Source organism: Haloarcula laminariae (assembly GCF_025457605.1).
Taxonomy (GTDB): domain Archaea; phylum Halobacteriota; class Halobacteria; order Halobacteriales; family Haloarculaceae; genus Haloarcula; species Haloarcula laminariae.
In genome coordinates this window covers 774304-788926 of sequence record NZ_JAMZFY010000001.1, presented here as the reverse complement: position 1 = coordinate 788926, position 14623 = coordinate 774304, and the positions used below count along the sequence as shown (strand labels likewise).

18 protein-coding genes are annotated in these 14623 nt (G+C 67.9%); 10 read left to right on the top strand and 8 right to left on the bottom strand.

Annotated elements, in window-relative coordinates:
• Positions 1-13: 13 nt before the first annotated feature.
• Positions 14-1387 carry a geranylgeranyl reductase family protein gene (locus NJQ98_RS04095; protein ID WP_262175963.1) on the bottom strand — a complete coding sequence of 458 codons (1374 nt, stop codon included), beginning with the start codon at positions 1385-1387 and terminating at the stop codon, positions 14-16.
• 103 nt (positions 1388-1490) lie between these two features.
• Here NJQ98_RS04095 and NJQ98_RS04090 point away from each other — a divergent pair, with 103 nt between their 5' ends.
• Both NJQ98_RS04090 and NJQ98_RS04085 read left to right on the top strand, forming a co-directional pair.
• Positions 1491-1814 (top strand): 2Fe-2S iron-sulfur cluster-binding protein, encoded by a 324-nt coding sequence (locus tag NJQ98_RS04090; RefSeq protein ID WP_262175960.1) that lies wholly within the window; start codon positions 1491-1493, stop codon positions 1812-1814.
• Positions 1815-1974: 160 nt separating this feature from the next.
• Positions 1975-2577 carry a DUF7110 family protein gene (locus tag NJQ98_RS04085; protein WP_262175956.1) on the top strand — a complete coding sequence of 201 codons (603 nt, stop codon included), beginning with the start codon at positions 1975-1977 and terminating at the stop codon, positions 2575-2577.
• A gap of 14 nt (positions 2578-2591) precedes the next feature.
• Here NJQ98_RS04085 and NJQ98_RS04080 read toward each other — a convergent pair whose 3' ends face one another.
• Positions 2592-3194 carry a stage II sporulation protein M gene (locus tag NJQ98_RS04080; protein WP_262175953.1) on the bottom strand — a complete coding sequence of 201 codons (603 nt, stop codon included), beginning with the start codon at positions 3192-3194 and terminating at the stop codon, positions 2592-2594.
• 124 nt (positions 3195-3318) lie between these two features.
• Between NJQ98_RS04080 and NJQ98_RS04075 the strand changes: the two genes are divergently transcribed.
• Entirely contained in the window at positions 3319-4296 is a 978-nt protein-coding gene (locus tag NJQ98_RS04075) for a phosphoadenosine phosphosulfate reductase family protein (protein WP_262175951.1), read from the top strand.
• Between the two features lie 64 nt (positions 4297-4360).
• Here NJQ98_RS04075 and NJQ98_RS04070 read toward each other — a convergent pair whose 3' ends face one another.
• Together NJQ98_RS04070 and NJQ98_RS04065 are read right to left on the bottom strand one after the other, a co-directional pair.
• Positions 4361-4753, bottom strand: coding sequence for a pyridoxamine 5'-phosphate oxidase family protein (locus tag NJQ98_RS04070; protein WP_262175949.1), 393 nt, complete (start codon positions 4751-4753; stop codon positions 4361-4363).
• A 61-nt stretch (positions 4754-4814) separates the two neighbouring features.
• Positions 4815-5015, bottom strand: a complete 201-nt coding sequence (locus NJQ98_RS04065; protein ID WP_262175946.1) for a hypothetical protein — start codon at positions 5013-5015, stop codon at positions 4815-4817.
• A gap of 82 nt (positions 5016-5097) precedes the next feature.
• Between NJQ98_RS04065 and NJQ98_RS04060 the strand changes: the two genes are divergently transcribed.
• The 4 genes from NJQ98_RS04060 to NJQ98_RS04045 all read left to right on the top strand — a co-directional run bounded on the left by NJQ98_RS04060 (position 5098) and on the right by NJQ98_RS04045 (position 8275).
• Complete coding sequence (locus tag NJQ98_RS04060; protein WP_262175945.1) at positions 5098-6288, top strand: MFS transporter; 1191 nt, start codon at positions 5098-5100, stop codon at positions 6286-6288.
• Positions 6289-6377: 89 nt separating this feature from the next.
• The gene (locus NJQ98_RS04055) at positions 6378-6947 is read left to right on the top strand and encodes a PH domain-containing protein (RefSeq protein ID WP_262175942.1); all 570 of its coding nucleotides are present in this window, start codon (positions 6378-6380) and stop codon (positions 6945-6947) included.
• A complete protein-coding gene (locus tag NJQ98_RS04050) occupies positions 6944-7537 on the top strand; it encodes a PH domain-containing protein (RefSeq protein ID WP_262175937.1) in 594 nt (197 codons plus the stop codon). The genes NJQ98_RS04055 and NJQ98_RS04050 overlap by 4 nt, the downstream gene beginning before the upstream one ends.
• A 153-nt stretch (positions 7538-7690) precedes the next feature.
• Entirely contained in the window at positions 7691-8275 is a 585-nt protein-coding gene (locus NJQ98_RS04045; protein ID WP_262175935.1) for a GNAT family N-acetyltransferase, read from the top strand.
• A 103-nt stretch (positions 8276-8378) separates the two neighbouring features.
• Here NJQ98_RS04045 and NJQ98_RS04040 read toward each other — a convergent pair whose 3' ends face one another.
• Positions 8379-8852 carry an FKBP-type peptidyl-prolyl cis-trans isomerase gene (locus NJQ98_RS04040; RefSeq protein WP_262175933.1) on the bottom strand — a complete coding sequence of 158 codons (474 nt, stop codon included), beginning with the start codon at positions 8850-8852 and terminating at the stop codon, positions 8379-8381.
• A gap of 156 nt (positions 8853-9008) precedes the next feature.
• Here NJQ98_RS04040 and NJQ98_RS04035 point away from each other — a divergent pair, with 156 nt between their 5' ends.
• The 3 genes from NJQ98_RS04035 to NJQ98_RS04025 all read left to right on the top strand — a co-directional run bounded on the left by NJQ98_RS04035 (position 9009) and on the right by NJQ98_RS04025 (position 12277).
• The gene (locus NJQ98_RS04035; protein ID WP_262175931.1) at positions 9009-10691 is read left to right on the top strand and encodes an acyl-CoA mutase large subunit family protein; all 1683 of its coding nucleotides are present in this window, start codon (positions 9009-9011) and stop codon (positions 10689-10691) included.
• Positions 10692-10720: 29 nt separating this feature from the next.
• Positions 10721-11110: a methylmalonyl-CoA epimerase gene (mce, locus tag NJQ98_RS04030; RefSeq protein ID WP_262175928.1), complete on the top strand. Its 390-nt coding sequence runs from the start codon at positions 10721-10723 to the stop codon at positions 11108-11110.
• A gap of 207 nt (positions 11111-11317) precedes the next feature.
• Entirely contained in the window at positions 11318-12277 is a 960-nt protein-coding gene (locus tag NJQ98_RS04025) for a nucleotidyltransferase family protein (protein ID WP_262175926.1), read from the top strand.
• Between the two features lie 183 nt (positions 12278-12460).
• On the opposite strand, the gene NJQ98_RS04020 is transcribed toward NJQ98_RS04025, so the two are convergent.
• From NJQ98_RS04020 to NJQ98_RS04010, 3 genes are all read right to left on the bottom strand, one after another.
• Complete coding sequence (locus NJQ98_RS04020; protein WP_262175925.1) at positions 12461-12607, bottom strand: hypothetical protein; 147 nt, start codon at positions 12605-12607, stop codon at positions 12461-12463.
• A 44-nt stretch (positions 12608-12651) separates the two neighbouring features.
• Positions 12652-13365 (bottom strand): diphthine--ammonia ligase, encoded by a 714-nt coding sequence (locus tag NJQ98_RS04015; RefSeq protein ID WP_262175922.1) that lies wholly within the window; start codon positions 13363-13365, stop codon positions 12652-12654.
• A 63-nt stretch (positions 13366-13428) separates the two neighbouring features.
• Positions 13429-14553, bottom strand: coding sequence for a DUF373 family protein (locus tag NJQ98_RS04010; RefSeq protein ID WP_262175919.1), 1125 nt, complete (start codon positions 14551-14553; stop codon positions 13429-13431).
• Positions 14554-14623 lie beyond the last annotated feature (70 nt).

The following is a 14623-nucleotide window of genomic DNA, read 5'->3' as shown; positions in this document are numbered from 1 at the left end:
CGACGGGGACCGGTCAGTACTTCGGCTCGGCGCCGGTGACGGCGTAGATGTCGTCCATGATGGCGTCCCGTTCCTGTTGCCAGGCCTCGAAGCCCGACCGGTCGCTCGGGTAGGACTCGTAGTGGTCGAGCAGCCGGTCGGCAGCCTTCTTCGTCTGGTAGAGGTCCCGAATCGTCCCCCAGTGGCCGACGCTCTTGACGGCCATCTTGAGCTTGAGGCCGAGGCCGAGGCTGGTCGACCCGCCGTAGAGGGCCTCCGCCAGCTTCTCGCCCGGGATGGCCGCGAGCAGGGCCATCAGGTCGTCGATGTCGTAGGCCGTGGTGAAGATGTTGTACACGTCCAGGGCGGCGTAGCGCGCCCCGAAGTGGTCCATCACGTTGACGTTGTACTCCCAGAGGGCGTCCTCGTCGTCGGTGCGGCCGTCCGCGATGGCGTCGATGGCCTGCTCGGCGGCGTACGTGCCGGCGTAGGCCGCGCCGGCGATGCCGCCGCCGGTGGTGGGGTTGACGTGGCCCGCGGCGTCGCCGACGGCCATGTAGCCCGGCGCGACCGCCGAGTCGTAGGGCCGCCGCGTCGGCAGGGCGGCGCCGAGTTTGTCCGTGACCTCGGCGCCCTCGAACTCGGGGCGGCCCCGGAGGTCGCGCTTGAGGTCGTCGACCAGTTCCATCGGTTCCTCGTTCATCTGGAACCCGAGGCCGGCGTTTATCTCGGTGTCCGTGCGCGGGAAGTACCAGAGGTAGCCCGCGGACCGCTCGGTGGGCTTGAAGACGAGGGCGTCGTCCCACTCGACGGGTTCCTCGACCTCGACGATCTCCCGGTAGGCCGAGCAGAACTGCGAGTAGCGGACGTTCGTGTCGAACGTGGCGTCCTCGAAGTCGGCCTTGTCCTGCAGCAGGGAGAGCGCGCCGGCGGCGTCGATGACTATCTCGGCGTCGTAGGTGACCGGGTCGCCCTTGCGAATCGCTTCGAACCCGGTGACGGTCCCGCCGTCGGTCTGCCGAACGTCCTGGACGACGGTGTCGTAGTGGAACTCGACGCCGGACTCGTCGGCCCCCTCGATGAGACAGCGGCCGTACTCCCAGCGGTCGATGACGGCCAGCTCGCCCGGGACGGGAATCTCCAGCACCGTGTCCTCCTGGGGAATCTCGAAGCGCCCGTGGTCGACGTCCGTGTTGGTAAAGGCCGGTTCGAGCTGTGACTTCGGGATGGCGTCGGGGAAGTCGCTGGCCCCCTTCAGCGCGTCTCCGCAGGCGATGTGGCCCGCCTCCTCGGCGTCTTTGCGCTCGACGACGACGACGTCGTAGCCCGCGTCGGCGATGGTCGCGGCGGCGTAACAGCCCGACGTCCCCGCCCCGACGACGGCCACGTCGTACTGGTGTGTGGTCATGCACTCCCGTCCACCCCGGAGCGCAAAAATCGTTCCGACTATGGGTCTGTCGGCACAGCGTCGGGAATAAAGAGTTTAGACGGGGGCCGGCAAACCCGAGGGTATGACTGACTACACCGTCTCCTTCGTCGGGACCGGCGAGGAGATAACGGTCTCGGAGAAGGAGACCATCCTCTCGCGCTGCATCGAGGAGGGCATCGCCCAGGAGTACTCCTGTCGCGTGGGGATGTGTCTGGCCTGTTCGGCCGAGATTCTCTCCGGGGAGGTCGTCCAGCCGGCGGCGCGCGGGCTCACCGAAGAGGAGCGGGAGAACTACGCGCTGACCTGCATGGCCCGGCCCGCGTCGGACCTCGAACTGGACCGCGGGAAATACCCCCCGAGCATCGAGGGCGACGCGGCCGACGCGGCGACGGCCGACGACGACTGACGGGACCCCATGTCGTAGGCCACGCCTGTGAGTGAGTAACCCGCACACTACAGTCAACTGATAGAATAGAAGGGCAGGTCATATAAGCACGTGGGTCCTACATTAGGTTGACACCAGCGTCAGCGGACGGCCGTCGACGACTTGACACACTCTCCCAACCATGACCAGCCGTGTATACAGACTCCATTCGACGCTCGAACTGCCACTGGAAGACGCGTACGATTTCTTCGAGGAGCCCGACCTCCCGCCGGAGATCGCTGACGTAGACATCACCCGTCGGAACAACACGCTCATCGTCAGTGCCGTCGCGAAGGACGACAGCATGAGCAAGTACACGCCGACGGCACAGCTGAAAGCCAGCGTTACCGAGAACCGCGTCTACGAGGAGGACCCCGACGAGATGGGGCCCACCGGCGCCGCCTCGACCGGGTCGGCCGGCGGCGGCCCCCAGTGGGGCGCGCTCGAAGAGGAGGAAGAGGAAATCGAGTCGGAACTCGTCGAGTACGCCTGCTTCAAGGGCGACCGCGAGACCGTCCTGCAGAACACGGCCCTGCAGTACGAGATGTTCGAAGTGCTCTGTGAGGTTGCGAAGGTCGCGGAGAAGGGCACACTGACCGCTATCGCCGCCGTCGACGGGGAACTGGAAGCCATCCGCATCGTTGACGGCGAGGAACATCCCGCGTCGATTAACGTGGTCGAGGACCCCGCTGACGAGGACGAGGAAGAGGGCGTCAACTGGCGCGACAACGAGTTCATCAGCTAGTTCTCCGGTGCGGTTCAGACGTTTCCGAGCGCTCCGCCGGCGACCGCTTCGGCCAGCGCTATTGTGACGTTGGCTTCGATGTAGGCAGCGACGACGATGAACAGCGACGAGACCGCGAGGAGCCACCCCGCCTCGCGCAGGTCCCGCCGTGTGACGAGCCGGTCCTCCAGCCCGCGGATGTATCGGACCGTGAGCCAGCCAAACCGCAGGCCGACGGCCGAGGCGACGAGCAGGGCCGGAATCTCCAGGACGCCGTGGGGGACGATGAGCGCCGCGACGACGAGCGGGTCGGTCCCCTGGACGGCGATGCCGACGACGGCGCCGATGACCAGCCCGTTGAGGACGAGTCCGACGGCGGTGACGAAACCGAGCGAGACGGCGCCAAGCGCCAGCGCGAGCATCGCGAGGAGGTTATTGGCCGCGAGGTCGACTGTCGTCAACGCGGGGAACGGGGAGGGAGCCCCGCTCTCGGGCGTCGGGAGCGCCCCTATCGGGACCACGCTCCCGAGCAGGAAGCCGGCGACGGTGCTCGCGCCCAGAATCAGCGCCGCGACGGGCACGTAGCGGCGGAGCCAGCGGCGGTAGATGGCCCGCGTGGCAGCCAGGCGGGAGCTCATACCGGACCCAGGGGCGTCGTCGGGAAAAACCGTGGGACCGGTCCACAACGGGCGTGAGAGTGAGACACACGCCGTCTGTGCATCCAAAAAGTTCTTACAGCCAGTAATTATATGTCATTACACGATGTCCGAAACAGCCGAGTTCCCCGACTATCTCGACGTCGACTACACCGACGGCGAGGGCGAGGAACCCGAAGAATACCCGACGGTCAACCACAAGATAGAGAAGGCGATCGAGGTCACGAAACAGGGCCTCGAACAGTACGAGAACCCGGTCGTCATGTGGACCGGCGGGAAAGACTCCACGCTGACGCTGTACTTCGTCAAGGAGGTCGCCGACCGCTTCGACCTCGAAGTGCCGCCGGTCGTCTTCATCGACCACTACCAGCACTTCGACGAGCTCATCGACTACGTCGAGCACTGGGCCGAGGAGTGGGACCTGGACGTCATCTGGGCCCGCAACGAGGACGTCGGTAACTACGTCGAGGAGAACGGGCTCACCCCCGGCGACGACATCCCCATCTCGGAGCTCTCCGAGCACAACCAGCACCACGTCCGGAACATCCTCGAATACGAGGAGGACACGTTCCCGTTCCTGCTGGACACCTACGTCGGCAACCACCTGCTGAAGACGGTGGCGCTGAACGACGCCATCGAGGAGCACGACGTCGACGGCATCCTCTCGGGTATCCGCTGGGACGAGCAGGAGTCCCGCGCCGACGAGACGTTCTTCTCGCCGCGTCACGACCCCGACATCTACCCGCCCCACGACCGCATCCAGCCGATACTCCAGTTCGCCGAGCCCGACGTCTGGGAGGCCTTCTGGAACTTCGTCGTGCCGGACACGGTCGAGGGCTACCCCGAGGAAGGCTACGTCCCGCAGGGTCAGGACGACCTCCCCGAGGGCATCGAGAAGGAGGACGTCCCCGTCTCGCCGAAGTACTTCGCCGGCTTCCGCTCGCTGGGTAGCGAGGTCAGCACCGACAAGTCCGCCGACGAGCCCGCCTGGCTCCAGGACATGGCGAACACGACCGAACGCGCCGGCCGCGCCCAGGACAAAGAGGACCTGATGGAGCGCCTGCGCGACCTCGGCTACATGTAGAGCCGGCCCGATAGCCACCCGAAGCTCGACTTTCCGTTCTTTCGACCGTTCAGTTCCCCACCGGTCAGTCGTACGTCCAGTAGTTCGTCGACCCCACCTCGATGCGGACCGCCGTGTTCTCCGCCCAGTCGCCCTCGTCGGCGCCGTAGCGGCGGTTGATGCGCCGCAGTATCTCGCGGCCCTCGGCGTCGTCCTCGACGACAGTCGCCGTCCCGCGCAGTGTCAGGCCCCACTTCGGGTCGCCGTCGTCGGTGTCCTGGACCGACAGAGCGACGCGGGGGTTCCGGCGGATGTTCTCCAACTTCTTCCCGGTGGTGACGAGTTCGACGGCGCCGTCGCGGTAGTCGTACCAGACGGGCGCGACGTGGGGCCGGTCCTCGTGGCTGGTCGCCAGGTGGCCGACGCGGGCGTCGCCGGTGAGCGCTTCGACGGCGTCCTCGGGAATCGCGTTCGGCATACCGACGCTACGGCTCCCCGACTCAAGAGTATGTCACCTGTGCGACCGGTCCCTGCGTCGCTCACTCGACGGCCCGGTACTGTTCCCCGTCGCGCTCCAGTCGGCCGTTGGCGACGGCGACCGTCAGCGCGCGGTCGACCTCACGCTTGTCGATGGTCGTCGCCCCCATCAGCGAGTCGACCTGGGCGCGCGAACACCAGCCGTCTGCCCCGGCGGCGTCCCGGACCGTCTCGACGACGCGGTCGGCGATATCGCTCGGCATACCGGTACTGTGAGCGCCGAACACTTGGGTCCCCGGGCGGGGCGGCGACATCTATTTTCCCGTGCCGGCCCACCCTCCGTACGTGACCGAACGCCGAGCGCGGGCCGTCCTCGCGGCCGTGATTTTCGTCGTCCTGCTTGCGCAGGTGTTGCTCTACCCCGGCGTCGACACGCTCGTCGCGGCGCTGGGCGCGCGGACGGCGCTCGACGCGAGCATGTGGTTCCTCGCGGCGGAGTTCGCGGCCTTCGTCGCCTTCGCCGGGGTGTGGGGCGCCGTAAGCGACCGGACAGGCCGACGGGTCCCGTACATCGTCGGCGGCGCCCTCGCCGGCAGCGCGCTATACGCGGCGCTGGCGTGGCTCCCGAACGTGACCGGGCTGTCCTTCGAACTGGTCCTCGCGGTACGGGCGCTGCAGGGCGCGGCGACCATCGCCGCGTTCTCGCTGTCGATGACGATGCTGATGGACCTCCCCGGGGGCCACGGCAGGAACATGGGCGCGGCCGGCATCGCCATCGGCTCGGGGACGGCGCTGGGGGCGCCACTGGGCGGCCAGCTCTACGGTATCTCGCCGACGCTGCCGCTGTACGTCGCGGCCGGGCTCCTCCTCGCGGTGGCCCCCCTGGCGGCGCTGGTGCCCGACCGGGCCCCCGCGGGCGACGGCGGCCGCCTGCGCCGGGCCGCCCGCCGGCTGGGCGAGACGCCCGAACTGGGCATTCCCTACGCGTTCGGCTTCATCGACCGGCTGACCGCGGGCTTTTTCGCGCTCGTGGGGACGCTCTACTTCCGGGCGGCCTTCGGGCTGACACCGGGCGAGACCGGGGTCGTCCTCGCGCTCTTTTTCGCACCTTTCGCCGTGCTTCAGTACCCCTTCGGCGTCCTCTCCGATGCCGTGGGGCGGACCGCGCCAATCGTCGCCGGGTCGGCCCTCTACGGGCTGGCAGTCGTCGGCGTGGGGCTGGCGCCGACGGTCGAGCTGGCCGGCGCCGGCATGGTCGTCGTGGGCGTCATCGGCGCACTGATGGCCCCGGCGACGATGGCGCTGGTCACCGACATCGTCGGCGAGCGGGGCCGGGCGACGGCGATGGCCGGGTTCAACGCCGCCGGGAGCCTCGGGTTTTTAGCCGGCATCCTGGTCGGCGGGTTCGTCGCGGGCGAGTTCGGCTACCTCGCGGCCTTCCTCGTCGCCGGCGGCGGCGAGTTGGCGCTGGCGCTGCTCGCGCTCCCGCGGCTGCTGGCGCTGGAGCCGCCCGCCCAGGAGCGGGCGGCCGGATAGTGTCCGCCCGAGAGGGTGCCATCGGCCGGCCGTGTGAACGGGGCACGCACCGGGAAAACACTCAACAGACCGCCGGGCGACGGGAGCGTATGAGCGACGGCGAGATGACGTACGACTGGCTGACGCTGGACGCCGACGAGGAGATTCTCTGGTCGGGCAAACCGGCCCCCGAGACGATGTACGGGGCGTATCTGACAGGTATCCCGCTCATCCTCCTCGTCGGACTCGGATTGGTGATAATCGGCGGGGCGTATCTGAACCGGCAGAACACCGACTACGTCGTGACGAACAAGAGCGTCTACAAGAAGACGGGTATCCTCAGCCGCTCGGTCTCCGAAGTCGAGTACGAGAAGGTCCAGAACACCTCCTTCTCGGTCGGCGTGGTCGGCCGGTACTTCGACTACGGCAACGTCGACATCAGCACCGCCGGCGGCTCCGGCGTCGAGATGACCCTCCGCGGGGTCAAGTCGCCACAGGAGGTCCAGAAACGACTGAGCCGCCGTGTCAAGGAGATTCAGGGCAGTACCGCGACCGACGGCGAGACGAAATCCGACGTGCTTGACGAGATACTGACGGAGCTCCGGGCGATTCGAACCGCGGTCGAACGCGACGGCGCCGGCGGGACGGACGCCGCCCGCCGGGACGCCGAGGAGCCATGAGCGTCCCCGACTGGGCGCCGGCCGGGGACGGCGAGACGGTCCGCTGGCAGGGCCAGCCCCGCCGGCGAGTCGTCCACCTGGGAGTGGCGGCCGGTATCGCCGCCGCACTCGTCGTCGGCGGCGGGGTCGCCCTGGCCGTGTCCAGCGGGGCCCCGGCGATGCTGGCGGCGGCCGTCGGCGTGGCGCTCGCGGTGCTTGCCTTCGCGGTGCCGGCGGGCGGGGCGTGGCTCTGGCGGTGGTCGACCCGCTATGTCCTGACCGATGCCGCGCTCTACCACCGGACGGGCGTGCTCTCACTGACGGTGACCGAGCTACGGCTGGCCAAGATACAGAACACCAGCTACGACCAGGGCGTCTTCGGGGCCGCTTTCGGCCACGGAACGGTCACCGTCGACACCGCCGGGAGCCAGGGCGCGGAGCTGACCCTGCGCCAGCTCGACGGCCCGGCGGCGGTCCACCAGCGCATCGCCGAGAGCGCCGGCCAAGCGTCCGGCGACCGGGACGACGACATCCCCGGCTCGCTCGACCAGTGGCGCGGTGTCCGCACGGAGCTCCGGGAGATTCGGGCAGCGGTCGCCGGTGACCGCTAGCGGCGCGTCGCCGGCCACTGGGGGCGACACCGGCGGCATCCGACGGTTCGAGCGCGCTGGAAGCGTCGTCCACTGCTCCCCGGCTTGGCGGGTCGAGCATACAGCTATCGGCCCCCGGAAACCCTTTTGCACGGGGACGGCCAAGGTCGGGGCATGTACGTCCGGGATGCGAAAAACCGAGAGGAGGTCTGGCTGCTGGACCACATCGAGGAGATGGGGCTGGACGAGACGAACTTCCGTTCCCGCGACTACGTCATCGCAATCGACGAAGACGGCGGTCACAAGGCCGGCTTCGGACGCATCCGAATCCACAAGCCCGACGACGGCGAGCCCATCTGTGAGCTCACGAGCATCGGCGTCCTCCCGGAGTGGCGCGGCCAGGGCGTCGGCGCCCACGTCGTCGAGCGCCTCGTCGAGTACGCCTCCGACGAGGGGTTCGACGCGGTGTACTCGCTGACCGGCGCCGACCGCTATCTCACGCAGTTCGGCTTCGAGCGCATCGCCGCCGAGAAGCTGCCCCCGCGCCTGCAGGAACGGCTCGAAGAGAAACGCGAGAACATCCAGCCCGACGCGGTGCCGATGCGCCTGGACCGGAGCGACTTCTCGGTCCCGCCGCGCTTCCGCGAGCGGTTCAAGAACGCCTCGGCCCAGGAGGCCGAGCCCGAGCCCGAAGACACCGCCGAGGACTTCGGTATCGACCCCGACGAAGCGACCTACAAGTACGACACCGGGCAGTAGGTATCTCCCGCCTCGGTGGGTTCGGGACAGCATCTGTCCCCGTGGCTGAGTCCTGTGGCTGGCGAAAAAAGAGCTTCTTCCGAGGGAAAAACAGGCTGTTCGCTCAGCGGACGTCGATGACTTCGATGTCGAAGACGAGGGTCCGGCCGGCGAGTTCGTGGTTGAAGTCGACCTCGACGACGTCGTCGCGGACGGCGGTCACGTCGCCGTGGAGCTCGTTTTTCGCCTCGACGTGGACGCCGACTTCGGGCTCCTGCCCGACCATCTCCTCGAAGGCCTCGGGGTCGTACTCGCGGACTTTTTCGGCCTCGAACTCGCCGTAGGCCTTCTCGGGTGGCACTTCGATGGTCCGCTCCTCGCCCTCCTCCATGCCGACGAGGGCCTCCTCGATGCCCTCGATGATGTCCCCGCGGCCGACAGTGAACGAAAGCGGCGCGTAATCCGCCGGCTGGTTCCCCTGAGCTGTGATGAGGTCCTCGTGTCTGGCGACCTCCTGGCGCGACGTGTCGAAGAGGCTCCCGTCCTCGAACCGTCCGACGTAGTGGATGGTTACGCCGTCCCCGCGTTCGATTGGCATACGGCGTGTTCGGGACAGGAGCGATTTAAACCCAGCTTTTGCCGGCTGGGCTCCCGGTTCCCCGAGCGCCGCGCCCGACGACGAGCGCCACCAGCGGACCGTGCTACGGCGGCCGTGTCGGGAACTATTAAGCCGGCGCCGGTCCACGGGTTTGTCATGTTCGACCCCGAGGAACTGGACGAGATCCGCGAGGCGAAAGCCGAGTGGGAGACGGAGGACGTCCAGCCGACCGTCGACCGGTTCGGCGAGCGCGAGGAGCGATTCACGACGGACACGGAGGGGCAGGAGGTAAAGCGGCTGTACACGCCAGAGGACGTGGCCGACCTCGACTACGAGGAGGACCTCGGCTTCCCGGGCCGGGAACCGTACACCCGCGGCGTCTACTCGACGGGGTACCGCGGCCGGCTCTGGACGATGCGCCAGTACGCCGGAATGGGGACCGCCAGGGAGACCAACGAACGGTTCCACTACCTGCTCGACGAGGGCCAGACCGGCCTCTCGATGGCCTTCGACCTGCCGACCCAGATGGGGTACGACTCGGACGACGCCATGGCCGCCGGCGAGGTCGGCAAGACCGGCGTCGCCATCGACTCGCTTGCGGACATGGAGACCGTCTTCGAGGGCATCCCGCTGGACGAGGTCTCGACCTCGATGACCATCAACGCTCCCGCTGCGGTGTTGCTGGCGATGTACATCGCGGTCGGCGACCAGCAGGGCGTCGACCGCGAGGAGCTCCGGGGCACCATCCAGAACGACGTGCTCAAGGAGTACATCGCCCGCAACACGTTCATCTACCCGCCCGAGCCGTCGATGCGCCTCATCACGGACATCTTCGAGTTCTGTGCCGCGGAGACGCCGAGCTTCAACACCATCTCCATCTCGGGGTACCACATCCGCGAGGCCGGCTCGACCGCCGCCCAGGAGATCGCGTTCACGCTCGGTGACGGCCTGGAGTACGTCGAGGCCGCAATCGACGCCGGGCTGGACGTCGACGACTTCGCCCCGCAGCTCTCCTTCTTCTTCGCGTCGTACAACAACATCCTCGAAGAGGTCGCGAAGTTCCGGGCCGCCCGCAGGCTGTGGGCGAAGCTCATGGACGAACGGTTCGACGCCGACGACCCGAAATCAAAGCAGCTCAAGTTCCACACCCAGACCGCCGGCTCGACGCTGACCGCCCAGCAGATAGAGAACAACGTCGTCAGAGTGGCCTACCAGGCCCTCGCGGCGGTCCTGGGCGGGACCCAGAGCCTCCACACCAACGGGAAGGACGAGGCCATCGGTCTGCCGACCGAGGAGTCGGTCAGGACCGCCCTGCGGACCCAGCAGATTCTCGCTCACGAGTCGGGCGCGGCCGACACTATCGACCCGCTGGCGGGCAGTTACTACGTCGAGTCCCTGACCGACGAACTGGAACAGGAGGCCCGCGAGCTCATCGAGGAGGTCGACGAGCGCGGCGGCATGGCCCGCGCCATCGAGAACCAGTGGGTCCAACGCCAGATTCAGGACGTGGCCTTCGAGCGCCAGCGCGAGCAGGAGGACGGCGAGCGCATTATCGTCGGCGTCAACGAGTTCGAGGTCGAGGAGGAGGGCGAACAGGACATAGAGGAGGTCGACGAGGCCGTCGAGGCCGCTCAGCAGGCGAACGTCGCCGAGGTGCGCGAGGAGCGCGACGACGCGGCCGTCGAGGAGGCGCTGGCGGCGTTGCGCGACGCCGCCGAGGGCGAGGACAACCTGATGCCCTACATCGTCGACGCGGTGAAAGCCTACGCCACCACCGGCGAGGTGTGTGACGTGCTCCGGGACATCTTCGGGGAGTACCAGCCCGGCTCGTCGATGTGAACTAAGTCCCCTGCGGGTCAAGGCCGGCTGTGCACTTCGACCACGCCGGCGTCGCGACAGACGACGCCGACGGGCTCGCGGAACTGTACGGGACGGTCTTCGACGCGCCGGTCGCCCACGAGGAGACGTTCGACGGGCTCCGCGTCCGGTTTCTGGACCTTGGCAACGGCTACTTCGAACTCCTCGAACCGCTGCCCGACGCCGACGGGGCCATCCCGAGCTATCTCGACCGACAGGGCCCGGGGCTCCACCACGTGGCGCTGGCGACCGACGACATCGCGGGGGCGCTCGAAGACGCCCGAGCCGCTGGCGTCGACCTCATCGACGAGACGCCACGCACCGGCGCCTGGGGCCACGACGTGGCCTTCTGCCACCCGAAATCGACCGGCGGAGTCCTCGTGGAGTTCGTCGAACACTGAGAGGAGACGGTGTAGTTCGCCACCGAGATCGCCGACCCCCGCCGGACTCCTCCCGCGGTTTGTGTCCTGCGGCCGCCCCGCCCGCACGTCCCGCGGCCGCTCCACTCTCGGGTCGGAAAGCGCCGGGCTGAGCGACACGAACGCCCGAACAATCGGGTCTGCCAGCGGAGGGAAAAGAACTTGTCAGATGCAACTGTGAATCGACGTATGAAGGCAATTGTCCTGGCTGGGGGATATGCGACCCGAATGTGGCCGATTACGCGACACCGGCCCAAGATGCTGCTGCCGGTCGGCGAGTCGACGGTGATAGACGGTATCGTCGACGAACTGGAGAGCGACGAGCGCGTCAGCGAGATATTTATCTCTACGAACGAGGCCTTCGCCGGTGAGTTCGAGACGCACTTCGAGGAGCGTGGCACCGACAAGATATCCATGTCCGTCGAGGACACCAGCGACGAGGACGAGAAGTTCGGCGTCGTCGGCGCGCTGGCACAGCTCGTCGAACGCGAGGGGCTGGGCGACGAGGACCTGCTGGTCATCGCCGGCGACAACCTCTTCGGGTTCGACATCAGCGAGTTCATCGACCACTTCCAGGAGTACGACGACCCGACGCTGGCCGCCTACGACGTCGGCGACCTGGAGAAGGCCAAGTCCTACGGCCTCATCCAGGTCGAGGGCGACGAAATCGTCGACTTCCAGGAGAAGCCCGACAACCCCAAGAGCACGCTCGTCTCCATCGCCTGCTACGCCTTCCCGGCCGACGCCATCCGCTTCGAGGAGTACCTCGCCGGCGACAACAACCCCGACGAGCCCGGCTGGTTCATCCAGTGGCTCGTCGACCAGGGCTCCGTGCGACCCTTCAGCTTCGACGACGTCTGGTACGACATCGGCACCGCCGACAGCTACCTCGACGCCGTCGAGTTCGCCCTCGAAGGGGGCCAACTGGTCGCCGACGACGCCACCATCGAGAACTCCAAGCTCGGGGAGAACGTCCACGTGCTCCCCGGCGCGACGATAAAGAACGCCGCCATCGACAACACCGTCGTCTTCCAGGACGCATCCGTCACCGACGCCGACGTGAGCGACTCGGTCATCGACGTGAAAGCCAGCGTCGACGACAAGGACCTCGACGGCGCGCTGCTGGGCCAGCACACCCGCGTGCAGTAGTACCTTTTTCCCGCTCGGGTTCGCGCTCCGCGCGAACCTCTCGCAGCAAAGATCTACGCTAAAAAGGCTGGAATCTCACTGTGTTCGGTTCCGGGGAAACCGCTCGCCGCTGGCGAGCGGTATGTTTCACCGCGACGGCCTGCCCTTCCCCGTCAGCGCGGCCCGGAGGCCGCGCTCGGCCCGTTAGCTGGCCGGGCCGAACAGACTCTCAGCGAGTGTACCGGCGAGTGCGACGCCGGTCCCGACGGGGACGCTCGTCGTCGCCACGTCGGTGGTCGCCGCCGGCGATTCGTACTCCGCTCCGTCCTCGAAGACGTGGCTGTGGGACACACCTGCTCGTGGGCCCCGATGGCGGTACAGGAGCGACGGTCGAGCTACTCCAGCCAGGCGTCCTCGACCACGATGGTCCCCCGCGTTCCATCCCACTCCGTCGAGTACTCCAGTTCGATGCGCCGGTCCATGTGGGGGCCGTCGGTCACCAGCGTCTCGAACTCCCCGCCCTCCCCGAGGATGTGGACGCCGTACTCCTCGTTGAGGGCCTCAAGTTCGTCCAGCGCATCGGAATCGAGCGTGCGCCCGAGCCAGGACTCGTCGAGGCCGTAGGCGGCCACGCGGATGATTCGAATCTCGAAGCCGGCGTCGAGCATCGCGTCGGCGAGGTCCCGCGGGTTCTCCTGCCACAGCGGGGCGAAGAGGTTCGCTTCGAGGCGCTCGGCCATCGCCTCGATGCGGCTGGTCTGGTACTCGCTCTCGACGGCGCCGGCGGTGACGCCGGCGACGCCGACTTCGGCGTCTATCTCGCGCAGCGCGGCCTCCAGCGGTTCGAGTTCTTCGTCGCCCTGCTGGCCCGAGTCGGGGACGTCGTCGGCGCCGAAGTCGTCGGGCTCGACCTCCACGAGGTCGATGCCGATGCTCTCGGCGGCCAGCGACGCGAGCCGCGTCGCCGGGACGTGGTACATGTACGAGTCGCCCTCCGGGTGGACCGTCACCAGCCGCTCGACGGGGTAGTCGTTCTCGAGCGCGCGATACAGCGCCCACGAGGAGTCTTTCCCGCCGGAGAACAGCGACACCCACACGCCGTCAGTCATGGAAGCGGGTAGCCGGGCCGCGGGTAAATCGCTGTCTGTTCGCGGCGTGGCGTCCCGAAGACGTCACTGCTCGACGAGGTCGGCCTCGATGTCGTTCTCGCTGACGTAGGCCGCGACGCGGACGCCGACGACGGCCACGAGGATGCCGGCGAGGATGAACGTCGCCAGCCGGGTCCCGAGGTCCATCGCGAAGCCGTTGACCTCGACGATGCCGAAGTCCATCGGGGGGACCCGGAGAGGGCCGAACATGCCCGCCCGTTCGAGGAAATACGCCGAGAAGCCACGGACCACAAGGCCGACCGCAACCGCGCCGAAGGGGAGGTTCACGTAAGCGCTGCGGATGCCCTCCCGCTGGAGGAGCTCGTCGAGCAGCCGCCCCAGCGAGGCCGCGAGCGCCGCCGCGGTCAGCCACGGGACGGACTCGAAGAGGAACTGGTTCGCGAGGATGAAGGGGCCGGTCGAGCCGGGCGGCGATATCTCCAGCGCGCCGGCGAAGATACCGACGATGGAGAGCCCCCCGGCGACGACGTAGGTCACCAGCGACACCTGACCCGAGTACAGCGCCTCGCGTATCTGGCCCGGCAGCCGGGCGAGGTAGTCGTCGATGCCAAGCCCCTTGTAGATGAGAAACACGCCCAGGGCGGCCGCGATGGCGCCGAGCGCGGTGGTGGGGGCGACGAACTGGAGCAGGAGCGGCAAGGCGAGCAGCGCGATGCCGACGGGGACGAGCACCGTGCGCCGCAGCTCCTCGTCGGCGAGGAACTGTTTGAGCAGGTAGTAGGTGGACTCGATGTCCCGGGCCTGGCGGACGACGACGCGGTCGACGGCGTCGACGCGGACGCGGCTCTCGATGATGGGGACCAGCCGCTCGTCGTCGGCGCTGTCGACGACGACGACCGCCGACTCCGGGTCGTACTGCGTGACCAGCGACTCGGTCTGGCGGGCTATCTCGCGGTCGCTCCCGACGGCGTCGCCGCCGCCGCCGAGGACCGCCACGACGGTGTCGTCGCCCTCCGCTTCGAGGTCGTCGGCCACGCGCAGCCCCTCCAGCAGGCAGTTGATGCGGCTGTCCTCGGGGTCGATAACGCCGGTCTCCGTTATCGTCGACTCGACGGCCGCCCGCCCCACGACCGGACACCTGTCTGCCACAGGGCTGTCCCGGTCGATACACACCACCAGCGTTGTCACAGTGTTCCAGAAACGGGCGTGAGATAAAAAACCCTCGCGGCCCGTGCGTGTCTCTCACGCACAGACAGGC

What these genes read in the sequence shown, in the direction of transcription:
- NJQ98_RS04095 (WP_262175963.1), bottom strand. Translation starts at nt 1,387, where the DNA reads ATGACCACACACCAGTACGACGTGGCCGTCGTCGGGGCGGGGACGTCG.
- NJQ98_RS04090 (WP_262175960.1), top strand. Translation starts at nt 1,491, where the DNA reads ATGACTGACTACACCGTCTCCTTCGTCGGGACCGGCGAGGAGATAACG.
- NJQ98_RS04085 (WP_262175956.1), top strand. Translation starts at nt 1,975, where the DNA reads ATGACCAGCCGTGTATACAGACTCCATTCGACGCTCGAACTGCCACTG.
- NJQ98_RS04080 (WP_262175953.1), bottom strand. Translation starts at nt 3,194, where the DNA reads ATGAGCTCCCGCCTGGCTGCCACGCGGGCCATCTACCGCCGCTGGCTC.
- NJQ98_RS04075 (WP_262175951.1), top strand. Translation starts at nt 3,319, where the DNA reads ATGTCCGAAACAGCCGAGTTCCCCGACTATCTCGACGTCGACTACACC.
- NJQ98_RS04070 (WP_262175949.1), bottom strand. Translation starts at nt 4,753, where the DNA reads ATGCCGAACGCGATTCCCGAGGACGCCGTCGAAGCGCTCACCGGCGAC.
- NJQ98_RS04065 (WP_262175946.1), bottom strand. Translation starts at nt 5,015, where the DNA reads ATGCCGAGCGATATCGCCGACCGCGTCGTCGAGACGGTCCGGGACGCC.
- NJQ98_RS04055 (WP_262175942.1), top strand. Translation starts at nt 6,378, where the DNA reads ATGAGCGACGGCGAGATGACGTACGACTGGCTGACGCTGGACGCCGAC.
- NJQ98_RS04050 (WP_262175937.1), top strand. Translation starts at nt 6,944, where the DNA reads ATGAGCGTCCCCGACTGGGCGCCGGCCGGGGACGGCGAGACGGTCCGC.
- NJQ98_RS04045 (WP_262175935.1), top strand. Translation starts at nt 7,691, where the DNA reads ATGTACGTCCGGGATGCGAAAAACCGAGAGGAGGTCTGGCTGCTGGAC.
- NJQ98_RS04040 (WP_262175933.1), bottom strand. Translation starts at nt 8,852, where the DNA reads ATGCCAATCGAACGCGGGGACGGCGTAACCATCCACTACGTCGGACGG.
- NJQ98_RS04035 (WP_262175931.1), top strand. Translation starts at nt 9,009, where the DNA reads ATGTTCGACCCCGAGGAACTGGACGAGATCCGCGAGGCGAAAGCCGAG.
- NJQ98_RS04025 (WP_262175926.1), top strand. Translation starts at nt 11,318, where the DNA reads ATGAAGGCAATTGTCCTGGCTGGGGGATATGCGACCCGAATGTGGCCG.
- NJQ98_RS04015 (WP_262175922.1), bottom strand. Translation starts at nt 13,365, where the DNA reads ATGACTGACGGCGTGTGGGTGTCGCTGTTCTCCGGCGGGAAAGACTCC.